14 protein-coding genes are annotated in these 23,498 nt (G+C 48.0%); 7 read left to right on the forward strand and 7 right to left on the reverse strand.

Annotation, left to right across the window (positions count from 1 at the left end; translation table 11 throughout):
* Nucleotides 1-148: 148 nt before the first annotated feature.
* Nucleotides 149-700: an alpha/beta hydrolase gene (locus LQ567_RS02795; protein WP_231002577.1), complete on the reverse strand. Its 552-nt coding sequence runs from the start codon at nt 698-700 to the stop codon at nt 149-151.
* 162 nt (nt 701-862) lie between these two features.
* Here LQ567_RS02795 and LQ567_RS02800 point away from each other — a divergent pair, with 162 nt between their 5' ends.
* Entirely contained in the window at nt 863-1,252 is a 390-nt protein-coding gene (locus tag LQ567_RS02800) for a VOC family protein (RefSeq protein WP_231002578.1), read from the forward strand.
* Between the two features lie 42 nt (nt 1,253-1,294).
* Here LQ567_RS02800 and selD read toward each other — a convergent pair whose 3' ends face one another.
* The 3 genes from selD to LQ567_RS02815 form a co-directional block, all read right to left on the reverse strand.
* The gene (gene selD, locus LQ567_RS02805; RefSeq protein WP_231002579.1) at nt 1,295-2,338 is read right to left on the reverse strand and encodes a selenide, water dikinase SelD; all 1,044 of its coding nucleotides are present in this window, start codon (nt 2,336-2,338) and stop codon (nt 1,295-1,297) included.
* 58 nt (nt 2,339-2,396) lie between these two features.
* Nucleotides 2,397-3,431: a tRNA 2-selenouridine(34) synthase MnmH gene (gene mnmH, locus LQ567_RS02810; RefSeq protein ID WP_231002580.1), complete on the reverse strand. Its 1,035-nt coding sequence runs from the start codon at nt 3,429-3,431 to the stop codon at nt 2,397-2,399.
* Between the two features lie 86 nt (nt 3,432-3,517).
* Nucleotides 3,518-4,078 carry a helix-turn-helix domain-containing protein gene (locus tag LQ567_RS02815; RefSeq protein WP_231002581.1) on the reverse strand — a complete coding sequence of 187 codons (561 nt, stop codon included), beginning with the start codon at nt 4,076-4,078 and terminating at the stop codon, nt 3,518-3,520.
* 245 nt (nt 4,079-4,323) lie between these two features.
* On the opposite strand from LQ567_RS02815, the gene LQ567_RS02820 reads away from it, so the two are divergent.
* Nucleotides 4,324-10,098, forward strand: a complete 5,775-nt coding sequence (locus tag LQ567_RS02820) for an alpha-2-macroglobulin family protein (protein ID WP_231002582.1) — start codon at nt 4,324-4,326, stop codon at nt 10,096-10,098.
* Between the two features lie 377 nt (nt 10,099-10,475).
* Here the strand turns inward: LQ567_RS02820 and LQ567_RS02825 are convergent, their stop codons facing one another.
* Nucleotides 10,476-12,704 carry an alpha-amylase family protein gene (locus LQ567_RS02825; RefSeq protein ID WP_231002583.1) on the reverse strand — a complete coding sequence of 743 codons (2,229 nt, stop codon included), beginning with the start codon at nt 12,702-12,704 and terminating at the stop codon, nt 10,476-10,478.
* A gap of 321 nt (nt 12,705-13,025) precedes the next feature.
* Between LQ567_RS02825 and LQ567_RS02830 the strand changes: the two genes are divergently transcribed.
* Both LQ567_RS02830 and LQ567_RS02835 read left to right on the forward strand, forming a co-directional pair.
* Entirely contained in the window at nt 13,026-14,432 is a 1,407-nt protein-coding gene (locus tag LQ567_RS02830) for an alkaline phosphatase (RefSeq protein ID WP_231002584.1), read from the forward strand.
* Nucleotides 14,433-14,516: 84 nt separating this feature from the next.
* A complete protein-coding gene (locus tag LQ567_RS02835) occupies nt 14,517-15,581 on the forward strand; it encodes a winged helix DNA-binding domain-containing protein (RefSeq protein WP_231002585.1) in 1,065 nt (354 codons plus the stop codon).
* A gap of 201 nt (nt 15,582-15,782) precedes the next feature.
* On the opposite strand, the gene LQ567_RS02840 is transcribed toward LQ567_RS02835, so the two are convergent.
* Nucleotides 15,783-17,015: an isocitrate dehydrogenase (NADP(+)) gene (locus tag LQ567_RS02840; RefSeq protein ID WP_231002586.1), complete on the reverse strand. Its 1,233-nt coding sequence runs from the start codon at nt 17,013-17,015 to the stop codon at nt 15,783-15,785.
* 122 nt (nt 17,016-17,137) lie between these two features.
* On the opposite strand from LQ567_RS02840, the gene LQ567_RS02845 reads away from it, so the two are divergent.
* From LQ567_RS02845 to LQ567_RS02855, 3 genes are all read left to right on the forward strand, one after another.
* Nucleotides 17,138-17,737, forward strand: coding sequence for a Crp/Fnr family transcriptional regulator (locus LQ567_RS02845; protein ID WP_231002587.1), 600 nt, complete (start codon nt 17,138-17,140; stop codon nt 17,735-17,737).
* 408 nt (nt 17,738-18,145) lie between these two features.
* Nucleotides 18,146-18,535 (forward strand): septal ring lytic transglycosylase RlpA family protein, encoded by a 390-nt coding sequence (locus LQ567_RS02850; RefSeq protein WP_231002588.1) that lies wholly within the window; start codon nt 18,146-18,148, stop codon nt 18,533-18,535.
* Nucleotides 18,536-18,738: 203 nt separating this feature from the next.
* Nucleotides 18,739-22,077, forward strand: coding sequence for a DEAD/DEAH box helicase (locus LQ567_RS02855; RefSeq protein WP_231002589.1), 3,339 nt, complete (start codon nt 18,739-18,741; stop codon nt 22,075-22,077).
* Nucleotides 22,078-22,267: 190 nt separating this feature from the next.
* Here the strand turns inward: LQ567_RS02855 and fbaA are convergent, their stop codons facing one another.
* Nucleotides 22,268-23,338: a class II fructose-bisphosphate aldolase gene (gene fbaA / locus LQ567_RS02860; protein WP_231002590.1), complete on the reverse strand. Its 1,071-nt coding sequence runs from the start codon at nt 23,336-23,338 to the stop codon at nt 22,268-22,270.
* Nucleotides 23,339-23,498: the final 160 nt, after the last annotated feature.

The following is a 23,498-nucleotide window of genomic DNA, read 5'->3' on the forward strand; positions in this document are numbered from 1 at the left end:
AGGACGGTTATTTCCCGCAGGTTTATGCAGATGAGGGCTGATCGTTTATCTCTTGAATTGGCGCAAGATGACATTGGTTTGGCGTACGTGTCTGCACAGGTCTGCGGGATACCGTTCCTGCTTTACCGTTTATTTCGCACGATACGGTTTACAGCCTTTTTATATCTGTAGCTACTATGGACAGGTCATTATGCAACTGATGCCCTCCGCTGGCCAGTTCCCGGAAGATGGCGCCGGGTAATTGTTGCTGATAATGGATGAAATGCGCAAACGGCACCACTTCATCATCCCGGCACTGGTAATAGTAAATAGGTAAATCCTGGGGTAATTGCTCCGCAAAACCATCCTGTAGTTTCAATGGTTGTACCCAGTCCTGGTTGCCATTCCAGAAAGGGGGGGCTACCAGGAAAACCCCGGCGATGGCTGTTTTAACAGTGTTTTCTGAAAGGTATTTTACCAGCAGGGAAGCACCAAGCGAGTGGCCTGCCAGTATAAGTCCATCTTCGGCCACGGCAATCTGTTCGCCGATCTGGCGGAGCCATTGTGCTGCAAAATCGGGTGCGGTTTCATCAGCACTCATTTTTGGATAATGCACCTCGTAATTGCTGCCCAGTGCCGCCTGCAAAGAGGCAACCAGAGGGATATCGGTTTTATATCCGCCATTGCCGCCACCCTGTATAAAAAGAACCTGTTTCTTCATATGGTCATTCGATTTAAAAAAAATGACTGCCTGCATTTACAGGAGTTCCTGGTATTCCAGAACCAGTCAGGCATCGTATGCATAAAGGTACGCAAAATAGAATGGGAAACAAATGGAGAAACAGGAAGAAGGAGATACGTGTTTTTTGCTAATTTTATAACTATGAACCAGCATACATTCTTTGCGCCCGAGCTCTTTATTCCCAACGGCAGCTACGATATTTCCTTTTATGAAAAGGCGTTCGGGGCTGTAGAATTAAGACGCTTTTCCAATGAGGACGGCAGCATTCATGTATCCGAACTAAGTATTGATGGGGCTTTGTTTCACCTGCATGAAACCACGGCAAAGTCCTATTATTTTTCGCCGGACGCACACAGCGGTACAACGGTTTGCATCGGCCTTTTTGTGACCGATGTGGATGCTATCGTGAAAAACGCCCTGGAGGCCGGTGCCGGAGAAATAAGCCCTGCACAGGATTACGATTATGGTTACCGGCAGGCGACCATTAAAGATCCGTTTGGCCATTACTGGCAGCTGCAACAGCAGATCTGAACGCAATTGTATATACTGAGCGAATCTGGGTTTGACCGGATATCAGGCAATACGGATCAGCGGCCCGTTGTCCTGCGGTTGCAACCAGCCGAAGGATGTTAAATGATAGCCTTGTTCCTGCATCAGTCGTTCAAAACGACCGGTGCCATCTTCCGATACGGCTACTAATAAACCGCCGCTGGTTTGCGGATCGGCAAGGATCTGTTGCTGATGCTCGGTCAGCGGACCGATCCTGTTTCCATAACTGGACCAATTGCGGAGGGTACCACCGGGTACACAGCCCTGGTTCAGGTAGGTATCGATACCGGGTATCACGGGTACTTTATCAAATTCCACCACAGCAGATAACCCGCTGCCGGCGCACATTTCAGCCAGGTGCCCTAACAGCCCGAAGCCGGTTACGTCGGTCATTGCCTTAACGGCATCCAATCCTCCCAATACTGCTCCCGGCTTGTTGAGCGCCGTCATACTTTTCAGGGCGATAGCTGCATCTTCCGGTTGCAATAACCCACGTTTTTGAGCAGTGGATAATACGCCTACACCCAGCGCCTTGGTCAGGTATAACCGGCATCCCGGCAAAGCCGTGGCATTCTGTTTTAAATGCGAAAGTGCTACCAGGCCATTTACGGCAAGGCCAAACACCGGTTCGGGACAGTCGATACTGTGCCCTCCGGCCAGGGTAATACCTGCATCGGCGCAAACAGCTCTGGCGCCGTCAAGTACCAGGCCGGCTACTTCCGGAGGAAGTTTCTCGATGGGCCAGCCGAGTATGGCAATAGCCAGCACGGGTTTGCCGCCCATGGCATACACATCACTGATGGCGTTGGTTGCGGCAATGCGGCCAAAATCGTAGGCATCATCCACAATCGGCATAAAAAAATCGGTGGTGGAGATCAGCGCGGTGCCATTGCCCAGGTCCAGCACCGCCGCGTCATCGCGTTTATCATTGCCTACCAGCAAGCGCGGATCGGCTATCGCTGTAGGAATAGCTGTATGTAATATTTTATCCAACAGGGCCGGACTGATCTTGCAGCCACAGCCGGCACCATGCGAATATTGAGTGAGTCTGAATGTTGTTGTTTCCATAAAAAAATGTTCTGTTACCGGTATGGGTCTGAAACTGTATGGCAGATACCTGCGCCTTTTATGGTGTTGAAAATGCTTCGGTAAAAGCTACGAGCCGCTGATAATCCGCCGGCATATCTTCACCGGAGGTTTGCAGTTCAAACACATTACCCGGTGGGCGCATGGCCAGGCCTTTGCGATAGGCTTTGTCATAATACACCAGCGCTACGCGGATAAAATCGTTCATACGGCCTTCCCGGATAGCGGCAACGGCTTGTTTGGTCTGCAGCGGGCCCAGCCGTTTGTGGATGCGCTCGGTACTTTCTGCTAAAAAATCGGGATCCAGGTGGCCATAATCCCGTAGTAAAGTAGCCACCCGCTGCTCCAGGGAAACCTGTAAGTCGATGAGTAAAGCGGTGCGCATTTGCTGCCACAGGGATAGGGGAATACTCCGTTTGCCGATCTTCTGGCATTCATCCTCCAGCCACAACAGCGGCTCCGGGTGCATATCCTTTAGCTGCCAGGCCAGGTCGTTCTCAAACTGCTCCTGTGTAGGCTGTACCATTTTATTCATAGTACCGTAAGAAGAACCCTGGTGTTGTGCCAGCTCCTCCAGGTCGATGACCTGTTGCCCCTGTTTTTTCATATACTGCAGTAAACGCGTTTTGCCGGATCCGGTCATGCCGCCCAATACCCGGATATTATAGCTCCGCTCAAATTGTCGGTGCGCCCAGCGGCGGTAAGACTTGTAACCTCCGGTTATGGTATATACTTCAAAGCCATACAAGCCCAGGGCCCAGGCCATGGCACCGCTGCGCATGCCGCCCCGCCAACAGTGTACGGCAATCCGTTTACCAGGGGCTATTTGCAGGCATTGCCGGATGAAGCCGGCCCATTTGGGACCGGTGAGCTCAAAACCCAGGAGAATAGCTGCTTCCCGGCTCACCTGCTTATACGTAGTACCAACCTGCGCCCGCTCTTCATTACTGAATAACGGTACATTAACAGCACCGGGAATATGTCCCTGTGTGAATTCTGCCGGCGTACGCACATCCACCAGGGGCAGTATTTGTGCCTCCTGTATCCAATGATTGATGGTTATCGTTTGGGTCATATTACCGCGCTAAAGGTAATGTATTTTACAGTGCGGCTCCGGTAAGAAGGGTACTGCAACCAAGCGAACGGGTGAAATAAATGCAGTTATACCATATCCAGCGGTTTGCGTTTTTCTGCCCGGATGTTTTTAAAATGGCTGGGGGTAAATCCGGTTACTTTTTTAAACTGGTTGCTTAAATGGGCCACGCTGGAATAATTGAGCTGAAAGGCGATCTCGCTAAGGGACAGTTCATCATATACCAGCAGCTCCTTTACACGTTCGATCTTTTGGTGGATAAAGTACTTTTCAATGGTGGTACCCTCTACCTCGGAAAAAAGATTCGACATATAATTGTAATCATGATGCAGCCGGCTGCTGAGGTAATCGGAAAGATTCACTTTTAATTCCCCATCCTGTTGATGTACCAGTTGTATAATATGTTTTTTGATGGTTTCGATCATCCGGCTTTTTTTATCATCGATCAGCTCGAACCCCAGCTCGTTCAAACCGGTCTCCAGCTGCTGTTTTTCACCGGGAGTAAGTTCTCGTTCCAGTTCTACTTCACCCAATTCAACAGAAACGGGGTGGAGGTGTAGCTTTTCCAATTCGGTTTTTACCGCCATTTTGCAGCGGTTGCATACCATATTTTTTATATAGAGTTTCATTGTATTCTTATTTGTTTACCGGCAAAGCGGTGAGTGCCTTTCCGGGGCCATAAAATTAAGCAAATAGCAGAGGATAAGCAACGTGCGGCAGGAACCTGTTGTTTTACCGCAGATAAGCGGGCTGTCTTTCTGCCATCTATAAAGGAGCGCTCAACATTTGCATATCAGCCGCCGTTAAAAAAATATTCCGCGTTCCTTGTGTAATTCCGCAGCGGGTTGCATCCTGTGCATAGCATATCTATATTATGAGAAAAACGATACTACTACTTGCGCTGCTGCTTTCCATCTGTACGTTAAGGGCTCAAAGCCGCCTGTCTGTGAGCGCTACCAATGGCCCCCTTACCGAAGTGTACCAGCTTACGGATAAGGAAACAGAACTGCTGATCCTTAAACCCCTGTCATTAACCGATGCATTCCTACACACATTAGTAGACCGTTACGACACAAAAAGCGGAAAGCCCCGGGCCTTGCCCTATGGAAATTACCTCAGCGTACAGGCACAGGGCAACCAGTTGCACTATACCCTGATCATGAATGGCAATACCCGGCTTTCTTTTATTAACAATAAAAAGGAGTTTCAGTTCAGCATCACAGATCCGGCCGGAAAACCGGTTGTAGATGCAACCGTGTTTACAGCCCGGGGCAAACGGTTGTATTATAACCCGGCGGCCCATTTGTACAGGGGGCGTTACCCCAGCGGAGCGGCCTATCTGAAAATAGTACATAAAGGCGTGTCCAGCTATTTTACCTACGATTCAGATGATGAGGATGTACCCGGCCGGCCATCCTTCCGGAAACGGATACGTTCCGTGTTCCCGGTAAAACAGGTACGGTCTGTTTTTGTAAAGAAGCCGAGCCGGAGGGCGGTATCAACGGGCCCCGGCAGTTTTTTCGTGTTTAGCAAACCCAAATACAAACCCTACGACACGGTAAGGTTTAAAGCCTATCTCTTTTCTGATAAAAAGGAAGCAGGTAAGCGTCGCCCCTTACAGGTGCTGCTTAGCGGGCCATCCGGGCAAAAGCAACTAACCCTGCTTAACCCTTACAGGGATGGGGGCTATGAATACCAGTTTGTACTGGCCGATTCGCTGAAACTAATGCTGGATCAACCGTATAAGATCCTGCTTATGGATTCTGTGGCCGGCCGGCCGGTTACACGGGCATCGGGAAATTTTTATTATGAGGAATATGAATTAAATGCATTGCGTTTTGCGGTACGAACAGACAAGAAAATACAATATCCCGGTCAACCCATTGCAGTTTATATGAAGGCCACGGATGAAAACGAGCTGGCGGTTCCGGATGCACGCGTGGAGATCGTTGCGCGTACGCAAGGAGTTGCCTCTTTTTATAAGGACGTTGTTTTTGTGCCGGACACCCTTTGGAAAACCACGGTCAGCCTCGATCCGGTGGGCGAGACACGGTTGTTTATACCCGATAGCATTTTCCCGGAGGCTCGGCTTTCCTACAGCCTCCATTTCAAAATGCTGAACAGTAATAATGAAACCCGCACGGCAGACCTGTATCTGAATTATGATCAGCAACAGCTCAAAGACAGCGGAACCATTGCAGCGCGTTTTGTGAAAGACAGTCTTTACCTGGAGTACCAAAAAGATAGTATAAGACAACCGCAGGCCGGGTGGCTTTATACCCGTTCCGGCGAACAGCCGGTCGATTCCCAACGGGTGCAATTACCGCTGGCCCTTCAAATGAACTATCAGGCCGCCTGGTATGAACTGGTATTGGACAATGGCGTGAAAGCTATAAAATCGCCGTATCAATTTGATGATGGTATCGAGATCGCCGCGGTTCATTCAGAAAAGCAGGTACACCTCGCGGTTGCCAACGAACATAAAATCCCTTTCTGGTATACGGTGCTCTCCGGAAGTGACGTATTGTTAAGAGGATATGGCACAACACTCGATACAGTGATCAATCACACGAACAAACGCGCGGCACATTTTCATATCAGTTATTTCTGGAATGATGCGGAACAACAAAAAGAAGTAAGCAGTTTTTACAATGCGCAAATACTGAATATAAAATTGCTGGCACCGGAAGTGATTTACCCGGGACAAAAAGTGCACATGAAAGTGGCAATAACCGATGCCCGGAATAAACCCGTGCCCGGTGCAGATCTGACGGCCTATGCCCATACCGCTAAATTTAATTCGGTTGCACCCTTTGTACGTGATTTCGGCCGCAGCTTTTATGCACGGAATACCTGGCGTGTTGAGCTGGAGGGAGAAGCCGCGGGGGCCAGTGGTAACATACGGATGAACTGGCAGAAATGGGGACGCCAGCTGGGACTGGATACCATCGAGTACTATCGGTTTACCAATCCCCGGGGTTTATACCTGCAAACCGAAGCAATAAAAGATAGCCTTACACAGTTTGCGCCATTTGTGGTAAACAACGGCGCTATAGAACCGGTCAGCATCGTTTATGTAGATGAAGTGCCCGTGTATTTTGAGCAGGCCCAACAGCTGCAGCACTATGCCTTTCGCATCACACCCGGTGCACACAGCATCCGTTTGCGAACACCGGAACATGAGGTATGGATCCGGGACTTTTATTTTAAAAAAGGAATGCGCACCGTATTCAGCGTGGAGGCCGATACGCTGAACACGCAGGCCCGGGTAACCCGCCTGAAGAACATTTTAACGCCGGTAGAACGGCAGCGGCTGCACCCTTATTTTCTGCGCGTACAAGATAATTTTAACGACGGGCAAACCTTTATCCGGTATGACTCCATTCGTTTGCTGCTCAATCCGCCCGGAACATCCATCTCATGGCAGCGCGATCTGCTGGTAGGCCCTATACGAACCGACCGGCTATTCTTCCAGTCGGAGTTGATAGACCAGTTGTTTACCAAGGAGCCCGGTTTTGTATACACGTTTTCCCCGGGGTTAATCAAACAAAAATCGTATCCCGGTATGTACACGTTTGATACCCTGCTCCGGGGCAACAATGCATTGAGCCAAAATTACCGCCAGCAGGTGCTGCGTAATGCGGATATAGATACCCTGTGGAATGATTTCTTCGACCTGCGCAGCCGCACCACGCAATTATTCTCAACATATGCTCCGAACGAGAAAACCACCGGTACACTGCGCTTTTATATCGATACGGCATTCACGAATCAACTGCCGTATATAAAAAACATCATTCTGACAGACCCTTCACGGCCACATTTTTTACAGGTATACAATGGTGCTGCCACAGCGTTTGCGCCCTTATTGCCGGGCCATTATCAGCTCCTGTTTCTCTTAAAGGACAACCGCTATTTTAAAGCCGATAACGTACAGGTAACAGCCAGCGGCATTAATTATTATTCCTGGTCGCAGTTTAAGATCCATCCGGCAGACAGCTTCACCCTGTCGCTGGACCGGTACATCAAAGAAGATAAGCGCACGCAATACGGTTATTACCGACCACCCGTACCGGAAGCGATCATCCGCCTGTTTAATAAATCGTATTTTAACCCGGAAGTACTGCACCAGGAAGTAAAAGGCGTAGTGATGTCATTTGATGGCAAACCCATTGGAGGAGCAACGGTAGAAATACAGGGCTTGAACCAACAGGTGGGCACGGTTACCGATAAAGCCGGACGCTTCCGCTTAAAAATACCTGAAAGAGGAACGCTTGCCGTTTCCGCATTGGGTTATCTTTCAAAACAGGTGGAGGCCGGTGGCCGTTCCGACACCATTATACTGGAAGACGCAAAAGGACAGCTGAACGAGGTAGTGGTAGTAGGATATGGTACGCAGCGGAAAAGCAATCTTACAGGAGCGGTAACGAGCATTTCCAATAACCGTCTTTCTACTTCCTTAAGCGGAAGGGTAGCAGGAGTGGCAGTAGGTGATATTCAGCTGAGGGGTACCGGCACGCTGCCCGCAAAAAATCCGATGATACTGGTAGATGGCCTTCCTTTTGATGGGGATATCAGCGCCCTGAACCCGGATGATATTGAACAAATGAATATCCTTAAGGAAGCCGATGCCACGGCTATTTACGGATCAAGAGGAGCAAACGGAGTTGTGATCGTTAAAACCAAAAAAGGTAATAGTGTGGTCAACGAATCGGGTGTCTTGCAGGAAGGAGCTCAAACGCTGCGTGCACGTTTCTCCGATGAAGGTTTCTGGCAGCCGCGCCTGGTAACGGATGCCAGCGGAGAGGCCAGCTTTACAGTAACTTTTCCGGATGATATCACCAGCTGGAAAACCCGGCTGATTGCCCTTACCGGTGAACGGCAAAGCGGCTACCTCGAGCAAACCATCCGCTCTTTCAAAACCTTGAGTGCTAATTTTGTTGCGCCGCAGTTTGCAGTGGAAGGGGATAGCATGAATGTGATTGGGAAACTGATGAATTATACGCCAATACCGGAGAAACTTGTACGTAGCTTCAGGTTTATGGATACCACGTTACGCAACAGCGAGCTAACCGTTATGCATGCCCACCTGGATACGGTAATGATCGGCGCACAGGGAAAAGATAGCCTGCACTTTGAATATGCACTCAAACAATCCAATGGTTATTTTGACGGAGAACGGAGAAGCATCCCCCTGTATCCGGCTGGTGTAAAGGAAACGGTAGGTTGGTTTTCCGTATTACTGGGAGATACGGCCTTGCAATACCGGCTCCACAAAGACAAAGGTGCCGGCATTGTGCGGGCAGAAACCTCTGTTTTTCCTGTATTGCTGGATGAGATGAAACGCCTGCGGGATTATGAATACCTGTGTAACGAACAACTGGCCTCCAAACTAAAGTCCCTGTTGCTGGAAAAGAAACTGCGGGCGTATATGAAAGAACCATTTCCTTATGAAAAGAGTATCCGGGTGGTATTGAAAAAACTGGACGACAATAAATCAACCGACGGTCTTTGGGGCTGGTGGCAGGGAACGGTGGTAGAACCCTGGATCAGCTTGCATGTGGTGGAAGCATTGATGGAAGCGCAACGCCAGGGATATACCACAACGTTGAATACCGACCTGCTGTACCGTTACCTGCAGGCTAAAGTTGCCGACCAGGGCGCCGATGCCCATCCCAAACTGGTGCGTTTGCTGGCGCAGCTGAATGGTAACCAGGTGCTCCGGGACTGGATCCGGTTAAAAGAAGCCGACACGCTTTACCAAAAACGGAAAAAGACATTGTATGAACAGCTGGAATTACTGGAATTAAAGCAGCAGGGCGGGTTGACGGTCCGTATAGACTCCCTTGTAAAGCTGCATAAACAAACAATGTTTGGCGGTATTTACTGGGGCGAGGATGGCTGGCGGTTCTGGAATAACAGCATCCAGAATACGCTGATGATGTACCGGATACTGCGGCGCGCCGGTGGCCATACCAACGAACTGAGCCAGATCCGCCAGTATTTCCTGGAACAGCGGAAAGATGGGCAATGGCGCAATACATACGAGTCGTCCCTGATACTTGAAACTATTTTGCCGGAATTATTTGATGCGGAAAAGAAACCCAAACCCGCCGTAGTTGAGATCAATCGCACACGGTTCGACAAGTTCCCCTTTGAGCAGCAATATGAAGCTGGTACTCATCTGCAGATTAAAAAAGAGGGCGACATGCCGGTATATATCACCGCCTACCAGCAGTTTCAGAACAGGACGCCGCAGGCCATATCCAAAGATTTTACAGTAAACTCCCGCCTGATACAGGATAACCAGGATGTACAGGTATTGAAGGCCGGTAAAACAGCCTTGTTACGGGTGGAGGTAACGGCAAGGGCTGATGCAGATTATGTAATGATTGAAATACCCATCCCCGCAGGGTGCAGTTATGAAAATAAGATGCAGCGATTTTGGGGCGTGGAAACACATCGCGAATATTTCAAAAACAAAACCGCCATCTTCTGTACAAAAATGCAGCAGGGAAGCTATACGTTTGATATTCAGCTGATGCCCCGATACACCGGAAATTATATATTAAATCCCGCCAAAGCCGAGCTGATGTACTACCCGGTTTTTTACGGCAGAGAAACAATGAAGAAAGTTACGATCCATTAATGAGGAATAAGGAATGGAAAAGTATTTGAAAATTTAAAAATGAGTAAATGAATGCCTCATCGCAATGTGACATCATTCTCCAGCTCCGTAGGACTGCAATATTTATGCTCCCAATCCAGCGGTACATAAAAACAGGATCGTAGAAGTGGTGGATAGGTCTGATGCTACTGAACGAGATTCAAAATGAGAGATTTGAAAATTTGAAAATGAGCAAATGAATGCCTCATCGGCATGTGACATCGTTCTCCAGCTCCATAGGAGCGCAATCTTTATACCCCAATCAACGAAACAACATAGCGTCCCATAGGGACGAATGATAAAAGGATACGTAACCACATATTATTAATAAGCAGCAACGATTTTTTTTATTTAAGATGTTACATTCCCCGCTGGGCGCCCTCAATAACCCACCAGGAATAAGAAGCCGGCGGAAGCGTAACGGACAATGTTACCTCATAATTGCGGTTGAGCACATAATTTTTAGCCGGCCCTTCCTTTTCGCGGATGCGGGCCGTTTGAGTTAATCCCGTATAATAAAGCGGAACCATGACCGTACGTTTTATGGGCCGGTCAGTAGGGTTGAACACCATTAACAAACCCTTTTGTTTTAGTGCGGCATTTACATGCAGCCATCCGTCCCAGTCGCGGCCGTCGGCACGGCGTAAATGGATCAGATCGGCATTCAGGATCTCCCGGTATTTCTTATACCAGGTAACCACGCTTGCAACGGTCTGCCGGGTAGCGTCCGTATCATAAAGCCGGGGGCCACGGTAGCAGGCCTGAACACCGGCACCATAATACTGCATCATCAGCTGTTCGTAGTCCTTCAGATGTTCCGAAAGCGGCTCCAGCACCGCTTCTGGTCCGCCTCCCTGGTAACGGGTCAGCGGAACAAAGCCCCATCCCATTGATGGTGTTTTTTCCCAGGTACCGTCAAATATGTTCTGGCGGTTTAATATTTTCTGCTGTTCACGGGGCAGTGAAAAATTTACCTCCCGGTAGCCGAGCGCAATTTTATTGGTACCATCCAGGAAATACCAATCGGGCGCATTGATATAAATACCCCGGTTGTTTAGCCAGTGATACAATCCCTTCTGGATCTCCATCTGCCGCCACTGGCTATCGCCCAGTCCCTTATGCCCCGGATGTGTGGTAGATGCACAGCGGTCTCCCGGATAAGGCCCGTCATTTTCCCATATATCAAATCCGGTAACGGTAAAAAATTGCTGGATCTTATCGCGATAGGCCAATCCCCACTTGCTGCCGAAACAAGGTGCATTTCCAAAGAAAGCGCCACCGGTCTTTCCCGTTAACGGGTTAATCACATCATCGGCTTCGCTGATCTTCCGTGAACTAAAAAGAGAATATACACCAATCTTTATTCTCTTTTGATGCGCATAATCTGCCAGGGCCTTACAGCGCGTAAGGTTGGCATCCCGGTTATCTTCCATATTAATATGACTGCCAAAACTCAGGATCAGGGCCTCATATCCGGTTTGCACGCATTGATCGATGGCCTGTTTTACTTCTTCATCGTTTTTGCTGACGAGGTGCATGAAGATGGGATTGGCCGTTGTCCAGGGGGCTACCGTACGGTACATTTTCTGGATCGCCATGCCCCGGCGCTGCCGGTCGTAACTGTCCATGGCCAGTTCATACGTGCGAACGGAGATAAACGAATCGCGTGGTGCGAGGTCGATTCCCGGCCCATACTCGGGGTATACTTCCAGTAAACAGGGGGTTTCATAATTATAATTCACCTGTGATGTATAGGTACTATCGGTTTTCCAGTGTGTGGTCTGATCACTTAGATCATAGCGCATAGCATTGTTAAATGCATAGTTGGATTCGATATATAACCCCGCCGGTTTTTTCATTTGCGACGGGCTGCCCACCACGGCGCTTTCTTCCTCCACCATTCCCAGGATCTCATGTACCACCTTATCCAGGTGAACGGCCTGTTGCGATTGATTAAGGATCCGCAGCCATTTTGCCATCAATGGCAGGCCGTCATAAAGCTCATAATTGATTTCTACATCAATATTTTTTAATTCCGGCAGGGGAGACCGGAACAGGAAACGTACCCGTTTTCCCGTGGCCGCTCGCTGATTGGTTGCCCAGAATGAAGACCTGGAATTGAGATAGGGCTGTAGCCCGGTTACCTCATAGGATACAAATTCAAAATCCCTGCTGCCTTTTCGCAGCTGATCTACCCATTCAGGAAGCAGGTAGGCATTTTCTTTTTGCCCGTAAAGCCCGCCAACATTGTATGATTGACCATTGATCGTTACCCCGGCCTCTGCTTTCACCGAGCGCAGTAACTGCTGGTTGTTGATCTTGTTTTTGTAATCAATACATACCAGGTTGGGCTGTATCCGGAACCGGCGTTGCACCAGGCCGTTATCAAGAATAAGCTCTTTTTCATCCGCAGTTTTATACACCGCTGCCCTTGCCGTAACGGGCGTCACCAGCCAGTCGCTGCTGGAAAATGTGGGATTATTTTCTGTCCAAACCGGCAACGACTGGCTCCGCACCGGTTGCACCCCGGCCAACATAAAAAAGAGAGCTGAATAGAAACTTCTTTTTGCGATAACAGCTTTGATCATACGCATCGTTAATAGTAGATATGAGGGGCACAAGTTACGGTTTTGATCGTAGCCCGCCATATAATTGGGTACCGGCTGTACATAATTGAATATAGCAGCAAGGCGATCGTTGATGCGTTTGCAATCAGCGCGCCGGTTACAACGGAAATACCACCGTTTTCAATGAGCACCCGGCAACGATTCAAAAATAGCGGATACAATTTGATAACAGGAAGCGAGGATAAGTTTCCTGGCCGGAGCAAACACACTTGCAGAAGAACGGGTATTTTGCGGCGCATCTGAACGCAATGAAGATCGATCACAATCAAATAAATGGAACCGATGAACCGCAAGTATTTTTTTAGGAACAGCGCGCTGGCATTAACCGGAACAGTATTGTCTGGAAACCTGTTGGGTCAAACACCCCCAACTCAGATACGCCGTGCTACAGGTGGCACCAAAAATATTATTTTTATGGTGAGCGATGGTATGAGCACGGGCACCCTGAATATGGCAGACCTGCTGATGCAACGGAAATATGGCCGTCGAAGCAGCTGGCTGCGCTTGTATGATGAACAGCGGGCCGTTCGCGCCCTCATGGATACGGCTTCTGCCAGTTCCCTGGTCACCGATTCGGCAGCCGGCAGCTCGTCCTGGGGCGGTGGTGTACGGGTGCCCAATGGCAAATTGAATGTAGGTGCAAATGGTGAGCATTACATGCCCATCCTCCAAAAATTTAAAGCAGCCGGCAAGGCTGTTGGCTGTGTTACAACGGTACCTATCGGACATGCCACACCCGCCGGCTTTTGCATCAACAATGACAGCCGGGGCGACATGGATGAAATTTCCCGGCAATACCTCGACCTTCGGTTCGACGTAATGCTGGGCGGCGGTGCTGATAATTTTAAAGCCACCACCCGGAAGGACAAAACGGATCTGTTGCAGCAATATCAAAAAAAGGGATATACAGTGGTGACCAGCCGGGATGCCTTACTACGGCAACCGGTAACCGGCGCACCGCTGCTGGGTGTCTTTCACGACGGGGCCCTGCCGTATGCACTGGACCGGGAACATGATACCGCTTTGCAACAGCAAACACCCACACTTGCTGAGATGACTCAAAAAGCCATCGAAAAATTAAATACCTATCCCAACGGATTTGTAATGCAGGTGGAAGGTGGTAAAGTAGACTGGGGAGCACATGCAAATGATGCGGCCGCCATGCTGTACGATCAGATCGCGTTTGACGAAACCATTAAAGCCGTGGTTGATTTTGCAGAAAAAGACGGAAAGACACTGGTCATTATCACTACCGATCATGGAAATGCAAACCCAGGTTTATTCTATAGCAATGAGGCCAACCGGAATTTTGACCGGTTGCATCAATTTAAACATACCAATGACTGGCTGCTCAACGGAATCAACAAAAATTTTACAGTAGCACAGGTGCTGGAGCGTATGGAAGCCGCGCAGGGCTTTGCATTAAAAAAAGAAGATGCGGCCCTCCTTTTAAAAAATTACGCGCAGCTGGATGAAGCGGGCGTATACAACTCCGGGCATTTGCCCTTTAAAACCCTGGCAGCGCTTCAGCAATCCTATACCTCTATTGGGTGGGGATCGATGGAGCACTCCGGCGATTATGTAGAGCTGGCAATGTTTGGTCCGGGAAAAGAGCTTTTAAAACCCTTTGTAAAAAATACCGACCTGCACCAGCTGATGTTACAGGCAACAGGCGTAATAGCGGGCTAACCAGCCAGAAAATACCTGGTAGCGATCTGCGGGAAAATTACCCGATCTGTTCTATTTTTGAGCAGGCGCCTCAATGCCCGCATTATGATCTTAAAAGAATTACTACAACACCGCATCTATAACCAGCAGTTGCACCGGCCGGAAGCATACAGTCCGGAATCCCTGGTAGCCCATATGGGAGCCATACAAGCGCAGGATTATGCCATGGCCAAATGGGCGATCGGCCTGCGTATGCAGGACCCCGGCGAACAGCCTATCGAAGACGCTATTAATAGCGGTGGAATTATCCGGCTGCATGTAGTGCGGCCCACCTGGCATTTTGTAACCATAGAAAATGTACGCTGGATGATGGAATTGTCCGCACCTTCCATACAAAAAGCTGCCCGGTATATCGATCAGCAAACCGGGCTTACCACCGCCATCTATACAAAGGCCCGTAAGGTGTTGGAAAAAGAACTGGAAGGAGAGGATCTCACCAAAGAGGAGCTCCTGGAACGGTTGGCATTGCGTGGAATAAAGGTAGATAACCTGCTGGCCACCCAGCTGCTGATCCGTGCAGAAACGGAAATGATCATCTGCAGCGGCAAACGGAAAGGCAGGCGTTTTACTTATACACTATTTGATAAACGGGTACCGCCGGCTGCTGCTATCAGCAGGGAAGAGGCGCTGGCAAAACTGGCCATGCTCTATTTCAAAACCAGGGGTCCTGCTACCATAAAAGACTTTGCCTGGTGGAGCGGACTTGCGGTCACCGACGCCACAAAGGGCTGGAAGGTGATTGAAAAACAACTGACGGCCGTAACGGTAAATGGAACGACTTACTGGACGTTTGATGGAAAGACACCGGCACTGACCACAATGCCGCATTCTTTTTTATTACCACCCTATGATGAGCTTACGGTAAGCTATTCCGAAAGTCGCGGATTGCTTTATGACGGTGATGGAGCATTGGTGGGCAATGGAATCTTCCGGCCGGTAATGATGGAAAAACAAAAACTGACCGGTATCTGGAAACGGACAGAGAAAAAGCAGGGGATCGAATTAGACTTCAGCTTCCTGCCCCAGCATCCTGGGAAACCATCCCGCCATTTACTGGGCTCAGTGCGGCTCTTTGAACAACACACCGGCAAACCGGCCATCCTGCGTTAGCGCCGCTGCACAACGTTAAGAAAGTACGCCTTTGTGAACAAAAAAGCACTCACGGCTTCCACTGAAATATACAGAAGAGGCGACTCTATGGATATACGGATTGAAAGATCAATAGAAAATCCGTGTCATCTGTAAGAAAAAATAAACCACAAAAAAAGCACGCCACAATGGCGTGCTTTTCCAGATCATTTATATACCGGATCAGTTCAGTTTCTTCTTCAGATTTTCATCAATAGCTTCCAGGAATTCTTCGGTATACAGGTAGTGTTCACCGTGCTGAACCTTGGAGCCATGGATACAAACGGCCAGATCCTTGGTCATTTTGCCCTGCTCTACGGTTTCAATACAAACCGCTTCCAGTGCATTGGCAAAATCGATCAGCGCCTGGTTGCCATCCAGTTTGCCCCGGAAGGCCAGGCCCCTGGTCCAGGCAAAAATGCTGGCAATCGGGTTGGTGCTGGTCGGTTTACCCTGCTGATGATCCCGGTAGTGGCGGGTTACGGTACCGTGTGCTGCTTCTGCTTCCAGTGTTTTACCATCAGGTGTTACCAGTACAGAAGTCATCAGTCCCAATGAACCAAAGCCCTGTGCCACGGTATCGCTCTGTACATCGCCGTCATAGTTTTTACAGGCCCATACAAAGTTGCCATTCCATTTTAAAGCGCTGGCCACCATGTCATCGATCAGGCGGTGTTCGTACGTGATACCGGCTTTATCAAATTCAGCCTTGAATTCGTTTTCGTAGATCTCCTGGAAAATATCCTTAAAGCGGCCATCATATTTTTTCAGGATGGTATTCTTGGTAGACAGATACAAAGGCCATTTTTTGCTCAGGGCCATATTGAAACAGCTTCTTGCAAAACCTTTGATGCTCTCATCCGTATTATACATGGTCATCGCCACACCGTCACCCTTGAAATTGTATACATCAAAAACCTGCGGCTCACCACCGTCTTCAGGAGTAAAGGTCATGGTCAGTTTACCTTTCCCTTTGATCACAGTATCGGTAGCACGGTACTGGTCGCCAAAGGCATGACGTCCTACAATAATGGGGGCCGTCCAGTTGGTAACCAGGCGGGGGATATTGCTGATCACAATGGGCTCGCGGAATACGGTACCGTCCAGGATATTCCGGATCGTTCCGTTAGGGCTCTTCCACATTTGTTTCAGGTTAAATTCCGTTACACGGGCTTCATCCGGTGTGATGGTGGCACATTTGATACCCACACCGTGTTCTTTAATGGCATTTGCAGCGTCAATCGTAACCTGGTCATCCGTAGCGTCCCGGTGTTCCACTCCCAGATCATAGTATTTAATATCCACATCAATATAGGGGAGGATCAGTTTATCCTTAATAAATTTCCAAATGATCCTTGTCATCTCATCTCCGTCCAGTTCTACAACCGGGTTGGCTACTTTAATTTTCTGGGCCATGATCTTATTTTGATTTAATAATAAAAAGTGATAGTCGCAAATCTAGCGATTTCATAGAATATTTCTCGTCAGAATTCACAATACATTTGGCAGGGCGTCTTTTTTTTCGCTTACATTTGCGTATGAATGCGACCCTAACCGATATTGACGACTTTATAACATTTCTACGCCAGTTTGTAACGCTTTCGCTGGAAGAGGTGAAAACCATATTGCTTCCGGCAATACAGGTTCGGGAGTTTAATAAGCGGGACGTGGTTACCCGTGCGGGCGAGGTAGAAGAGTATATGAATTTTATCAAGAAGGGTACCCTGCGCAAATATTATGTGCAGGACAAAGACGAGATCATTGTGCAAATATCAATTGAAGGGCACCTGATCTCCAGCCAGGAATCTTTTTATACCCGCACACCTTCCGAATATTTTATTGATGCGGTGGAACCAACCACTGTTTTAAGCATGCAATATGATGTCCTGGAAAAGGTATTTGCATCGAGCCATAACCTGGAACGCCTGGGCCGTTTGGTAACGGAGCACACCATGGTATTGAAAGATAAATGGCAGTTCAGCCTGATTCGTCAAACCCCCAGGGAACGCTTTTTGAGTTTTGTAGATAAATACCCGGAAATATTACAACGGGTACCCCAAAAATACCTGGCCTCTTATTTAAACATCAAGCCGGAAACCTTTAGCCGGTTCAAGCATCTTACCCGGCAGAAGCATTAAAGCCGGTTTGTTGTCGTAAAAAGATTCGTTAACGTTCATCAAAGCTCCATTCCCAATTTTATTTGTGTATTTACTGTATGTTTACTTTTTAATTTTTTGATTTTCAATAGATTGATTTTTTGAATATCAAATTAAATAAAAAGCGGACGGTGCTTTATACTGTTAAAAATAGCTGCGGATGTGAACTACTTGTGAACAGATGTTAGCATTTTTGCTTGGAAATTCGGTTCAGATGTATTACCTTTGCATCTTTCTTGCGTTTCTGGTTTGGCAACCAGTTCGTGTAATTCAGTAAAACAGCCCGGAAGGACTGTTCTAAAAAAGTTCACAGTTTCTGCAAAGACACTGCGTTCAAACTTCCACTGAAACAAATTCCTTGGAAGCTATTGTTTAACTTAAACCTGTTACATGAAGAGAGTTATAATCTTTGTAACCGCAATGGCCATTTCCCTGGCCGGTTTCTCCCAAAGCGGGAATGGAACCTCTGCAAAAGCATCATTTTACAGTAAAAGTTTTAACGGACGTAAAACCGCGACCGGAGAAACATACTGGGATCATCTTTTAACCGCCGCTTCCAATATTTATAAGCTGGGTACCCGTTTGCTCGTGGTAAACAAGAGCACCGGCAAAAAAGTAGAGGTAGTGGTAAATGACCGAATGGCTCCTCATATGAAAGGCAGGGTAGATCTGAGCAGATCCGCCTTCCAGAAAATAGCTTCCGTTAACTCGGGTGTAGTTCCTGTAAAAGTTTATGTACTAGACGGTAAGGAACCGGATAACGATGATAAAACACTATAAGGGTTGAAATTTTTATAATGGTAAACCGCTCCTCACCGGGGCGGTTTTTTCATGCTTATGGACCGCACCCGACCACAATTTTTCAGCATGGCTTAATGATATAGCAATAGGCCATTTTAGGGGATCACATAAAAAGTTATTTACCATTTTGGTCAGCAGAATTTTTCTATTTTTACCCATCCGGAAATTCGGATTGGAACAATATGGCAATACCAGGAGTTTACATGCTGCCCCATACAACCATCAGCACGCTTTCAGCGTATGATGTGCTGAAACATACTGCCGCTACCGGCTTTATGGAAGCCGAAAACCTCCGGGATATTTACCCGCTCACGCTTGAACTGAATACCGGCGTGTTTACGAAAAGAATGCCGGCAAGCGATGTTCCAAAAGTTGCCGTTAGTCAAACCGACACCTCGCTGGTGTTATCCTGTTCCTGTAATAATGATACCGCCCGGTTATGTGTGCACCAGGCAACGGTCATTTGTTGTATCCTGGAACAAAAAAATTACCGCGTTTTTTTTGATACAGCATTGCGGCGCGAGCTGCTGTTGCCTGCAGCCAAACGATACGGTTTAGAAACAGAGCCGGATCTGGACCGTTACTTTCACCTGGCCCTACTGGAAGGGAAACTCCACATTGAACCCTGCGTTAAAGAGCTTCTTCCGGTAGATGAGCCGGTCGTTAAAAAAGCCCTGCTGCCCCAACGGGTATCCGTTGTAAAGGACCGGGCGGCGGCCGATGCGCGTGAAAAACCGATACTGGTGATCTGTAAACACCGCTACTCCAATCAGCTGAACCTGCTGCTGATGGAAGCTGGCCGCACACAAACCGGGAAGCTCAAAAATCCCGTAACGAATCTTGACCCGCTGCAATGCATCTGGAAAACGGATCAACCTCCGGAAATCAAATTTTATACGGCCATCACTACGTTTCAGAATAAATATGCGGAGTTGAGCAATGCTATGCAACTGGAAGCATTGAAGCAGATCGTTCAAAACCCAATGAACCTGGAAGTATACCATCATGACCGGGAGCTTTCGGAAACCATTGCTGCAAAATCCCTGCAGCCGGTTAAACTGGAAATACTCAATGCAGCGATACAGCTTACCGTGCTACGGAAGAACCCTTTTTATGAGATCACCGGCGCGTTGCTTTTTGATGATGGCGTTGTGCCGCTTAAAGAAGCAGTGATCAGGAACGAATATTTTTTATACCTCCAGGGGAAATGGCGTCTGGTTGCAGACCCGGACCTGCAGCGCATGATTCAGTTCTTTAAAACAAATAACGAACGGCTGCTCATTCATGCATCCAAATATGATACATTTTCCCAAACGATCCTTGCTCCGCTGGAACACCGGGTGCAGATCAACTATGGGTATATTCATGCAGCAACGCCGGCACAACTAACAGAAAGATCCGCTCATACCAGCAGGATCCTCTACCTGCAGCAGGAGGGGAATTTTGTTGCCCTCACACCGGTTATGAAATACGGTTCGGTAGAGATACCGGTATATTCCCGGAAACAGCTGTTTGATACAGACCAAAATGGAAACACTTTTAAAATAGAACGGGACCAGGAGGCGGAGATCCATTTCACGGCTTTAATAATGGAGCAGCATACCGATTTTGCAAATCAAATAGATGCACACGAATATTTTTACCTCCATAAAGATCAGTTCTTAGACGAGCAGTGGTTTCTGAATGCTTTTGAAACCTGGCGCAATGAAGGAATTGCGATCCTTGGTTTTAATGAAATAAAAAATAATAAACGGAATGCCCACCGGGCAAAAATAAGTATTGCGGTTAACAGCGGTACCGATTGGTTCAATGCCCGGCTGACGGTATCTTTTGGAGCACAGCAGGCCTCGTTAAAGCAGTTACACAGCGCTATCCGCAATAAAAGAACATTTGTTCAACTGGATGATGGAACCCAGGGCATATTACCGGATGAATGGATCGGGCGCATACACCGTTATTTCAACGCAGCAGATATTGATGGTGACCTGCTGAAAATACCCAAGACCAACTTTAGCGAGCTATCTGGTTTATTTGAACCGGAAGTATTGGGAGCCGCGGTTGAAAAGGAAATAGATGCCTATACACAAGGCTTTTCCGGTATCCGGAGGCTTCCGCATACAACGGTACCGGCAGCTTTAAATGCTGAACTGAGGGATTATCAGCATGAAGGGCTCAATTGGCTCTGCCTGTTGGACCAGTTTAATTTTGGGGGATGTTTGGCCGATGATATGGGGTTGGGAAAAACGCTGCAGATCATCGCATTCATTTTATGGCAGCGGGAAAAATATGGCCACCAGACCAACCTGGTGGTGGTGCCCACTTCATTGTTGTTTAACTGGCAGGAGGAACTGCAAAAGTTTGCGCCTTCAGTACGTGTATTGCTGCATCACGGTGCAGAGCGGCAGCGGGATACAGATGCGTTGAGGCATTACGAGGTGGTGCTGACCAGTTATGGAATGATGGTTTCGGATATCCGGTTTTTAAAGGCCTTCCGGTTTAATTATATTTTCCTGGATGAATCGCAGGCCATCAAAAATCCGGGTTCGGAACGATATAAGGCCGCCCGGCTTTTGCAGTCGAAGAATAAAATAGTGCTAACGGGTACCCCCGTTGAAAACAATACATTTGACCTGTATGGACAGCTTTCTTTTGCCTGCCCGGGGTTACTGGGGAGCAAACAGCATTTCAGGGACATTTATGCGATACCGATTGATAAATTTGAGTACAGCAAGCGCGCAACAGAACTGCAGCAAAAGATCCAGCCCTTTATTTTACGAAGAACCAAAAAGCAGGTAGCAACGCAGTTGCCGGCAAAGACCGAAATGGTGATCTATTGCGAAATGAATGCAGCACAACGTAAAATATACGACCATTACGAACGTGAACTACGTGCATTGATTTCGGCAACAGATGAAGAAACCATCCATAAAAACAGCATGCATGTATTGACCGGTTTAACCAAATTGCGCCAGATCTGTAATGCACCGGTCTTGCTGAAAGAAGGCCATTCCGGGGAACATTCCGTTAAAATTGAAGTGCTCACGGAACAAATCGAAAACAAATCCAAAGAACATAAAATATTAGTATTTTCCCAGTTTGTGGGGATGCTCGATCTTATTAAAGCGGAACTGGAACGCCGTAATATTCCGTTCGAATACCTAACGGGGCAAACGAAAGACAGGGGCGCGAAAGTGCACCATTTTCAGACCAATGAACAGGTACGCGTGTTTTTGATCAGTTTGAAAGCCGGCGGTGTTGGCTTAAATCTTACAGCCGCCGATTATGTGTACCTGGTGGATCCCTGGTGGAATCCTGCGGCAGAGAACCAGGCCATTGACCGGAGTCACCGGATCGGGCAGGAGAAGAACATTGTTGCGGTACGCCTGATATGTACCAACACCATCGAAGAAAAAATCGTACGTCTTCAGCAAAAGAAAAAAAAGCTGGCGCAGGGATTGATTAAAACAGAAGCGGCTTTCTTTAAGACCCTGTCGAAAAACGAGCTCCTGGAAATGTTGTAGCCATTCGCTCCGTGTAAAATAAAATCGCAGAAGTACTAAGGTGATATTCTTTGGGGCCCTGGTGATTCCCAGGTAATCCGTTACTGAAGCGTTTGCACAAAACCTCAGTGTTTCAGTGGCGACGATCGCTGCAACATAAAAAATCCCCGCTCCGGAAGGAGCAGGGACGTTATAAAAACGAAGATATGTCTTACGCGTTTTTGCCGATACAGTTCAGATCGACAAAGGCTTCTTCCAAACGTTTTACAAATGTTTCTTCGCCTTTGCGCAACCATACGCGGGGGTCGTAGTACTTTTTGTTCGGTTTGTCGTCACCTTCGGGGTTACCCAGCTGACCTTGCAGGTAGGCCTCGTTCTTCTTGTAGTAATCGAACACGCCTTCAGCAAAGGCCCACTGCATATCGGTATCCAGGTTCATTTTGATAGCACCGTAACCAATGGCTTCGGTGATCTTCGCTTTTTCAGAACCGCTACCGCCATGGAATACAAAGTAAACCGGTTTGTCGGAGGCTGTGCCGAATTTTTGCTGAATGAATTTCTGGCTGTTATCCAGGATCGTAGGAGTCAGCACCACGTTACCGGGTTTGTACACACCATGTACGTTACCGAATGCTGCAGCTACCGTAAACAGGTTGCCTACTTTGCTTAGTGCTTCGTATGCCTGTGCCACGTCTTCGGGCTGTGTATATAATTTGGAGTTGTCCACGTCGGTATTATCCACGCCATCTTCTTCACCACCGGTAACTCCCAGTTCAATTTCAATGCTCATGCCCAGGGGGGCCATGCGTTTGAAATATTCAACAGAGGTCTCGATGTTTTCGTTGATCGGCTCTTCGCTCAGATCCAGCATATGCGAGCTATACAGTGGCTGGCCTTTTTCTTTGTGAAATTGTTCGCCGGCATCGATCAGCGCGCTGATCCAGGGTAACCATTTTTTTGCAGCGTGGTCGGTATGCAATACTACCGGAACTCCGTAGTATTTGGCCACATTGTGCACGTGCAGGGCACCGCTGATGGCACCGGAAATATTCGCCTGTAATTTGTCGTTCGGCATCCCTTTACCGGCAAAGAACTGAGCTCCGCCGTTACTGAACTGAATCATTACAGGGGAGTTTACTTTTGCTGCGGTTTCTAAAACAGCATTTACACTGTCGGTTCCCACTACGTTTACTGCAGGTAATGCAAACTGATTGTCTTTTGCGTCGTTGTAGAGGTCTTCCAGCTCTTTGCCAAATAAAACCCCGGCTCTGTATTTACTCATTCATTAAAATTTTTAAAACAACTGTATTTTTCGTTTTACGAGGCGCTAAGTTAACCATTCCTGAGAAATTATCTGCCATTTCGGTGAATATATTGAAGTTGTTCAAACTTCTTTACCGAAATGTGAATTTTTAATAATCAGGCTGCGGTTTTGGGTGCGG

The organism is Niabella pedocola (assembly GCF_021044425.1).
Taxonomy (GTDB): domain Bacteria; phylum Bacteroidota; class Bacteroidia; order Chitinophagales; family Chitinophagaceae; genus Niabella; species Niabella pedocola.

Bases quoted from the DNA above. Each gene is read 5' to 3' on its own strand.
- LQ567_RS02795 (WP_231002577.1), bottom strand. From the start codon at position 700: ATGAAGAAACAGGTTCTTTTTATACAGGGTGGCGGCAATGGCGGATAT.
- LQ567_RS02800 (WP_231002578.1), top strand. From the start codon at position 863: ATGAACCAGCATACATTCTTTGCGCCCGAGCTCTTTATTCCCAACGGC.
- selD (WP_231002579.1), bottom strand. From the start codon at position 2,338: ATGGAAACAACAACATTCAGACTCACTCAATATTCGCATGGTGCCGGC.
- mnmH (WP_231002580.1), bottom strand. From the start codon at position 3,431: ATGACCCAAACGATAACCATCAATCATTGGATACAGGAGGCACAAATA.
- LQ567_RS02815 (WP_231002581.1), bottom strand. From the start codon at position 4,078: ATGAAACTCTATATAAAAAATATGGTATGCAACCGCTGCAAAATGGCG.
- LQ567_RS02820 (WP_231002582.1), top strand. From the start codon at position 4,324: ATGAGAAAAACGATACTACTACTTGCGCTGCTGCTTTCCATCTGTACG.
- LQ567_RS02825 (WP_231002583.1), bottom strand. From the start codon at position 12,704: ATGATCAAAGCTGTTATCGCAAAAAGAAGTTTCTATTCAGCTCTCTTT.
- LQ567_RS02830 (WP_231002584.1), top strand. From the start codon at position 13,026: ATGAACCGCAAGTATTTTTTTAGGAACAGCGCGCTGGCATTAACCGGA.
- LQ567_RS02835 (WP_231002585.1), top strand. From the start codon at position 14,517: ATGATCTTAAAAGAATTACTACAACACCGCATCTATAACCAGCAGTTG.
- LQ567_RS02840 (WP_231002586.1), bottom strand. From the start codon at position 17,015: ATGGCCCAGAAAATTAAAGTAGCCAACCCGGTTGTAGAACTGGACGGA.
- LQ567_RS02845 (WP_231002587.1), top strand. From the start codon at position 17,138: ATGAATGCGACCCTAACCGATATTGACGACTTTATAACATTTCTACGC.
- LQ567_RS02850 (WP_231002588.1), top strand. From the start codon at position 18,146: ATGAAGAGAGTTATAATCTTTGTAACCGCAATGGCCATTTCCCTGGCC.
- LQ567_RS02855 (WP_231002589.1), top strand. From the start codon at position 18,739: ATGGCAATACCAGGAGTTTACATGCTGCCCCATACAACCATCAGCACG.
- fbaA (WP_231002590.1), bottom strand. From the start codon at position 23,338: ATGAGTAAATACAGAGCCGGGGTTTTATTTGGCAAAGAGCTGGAAGAC.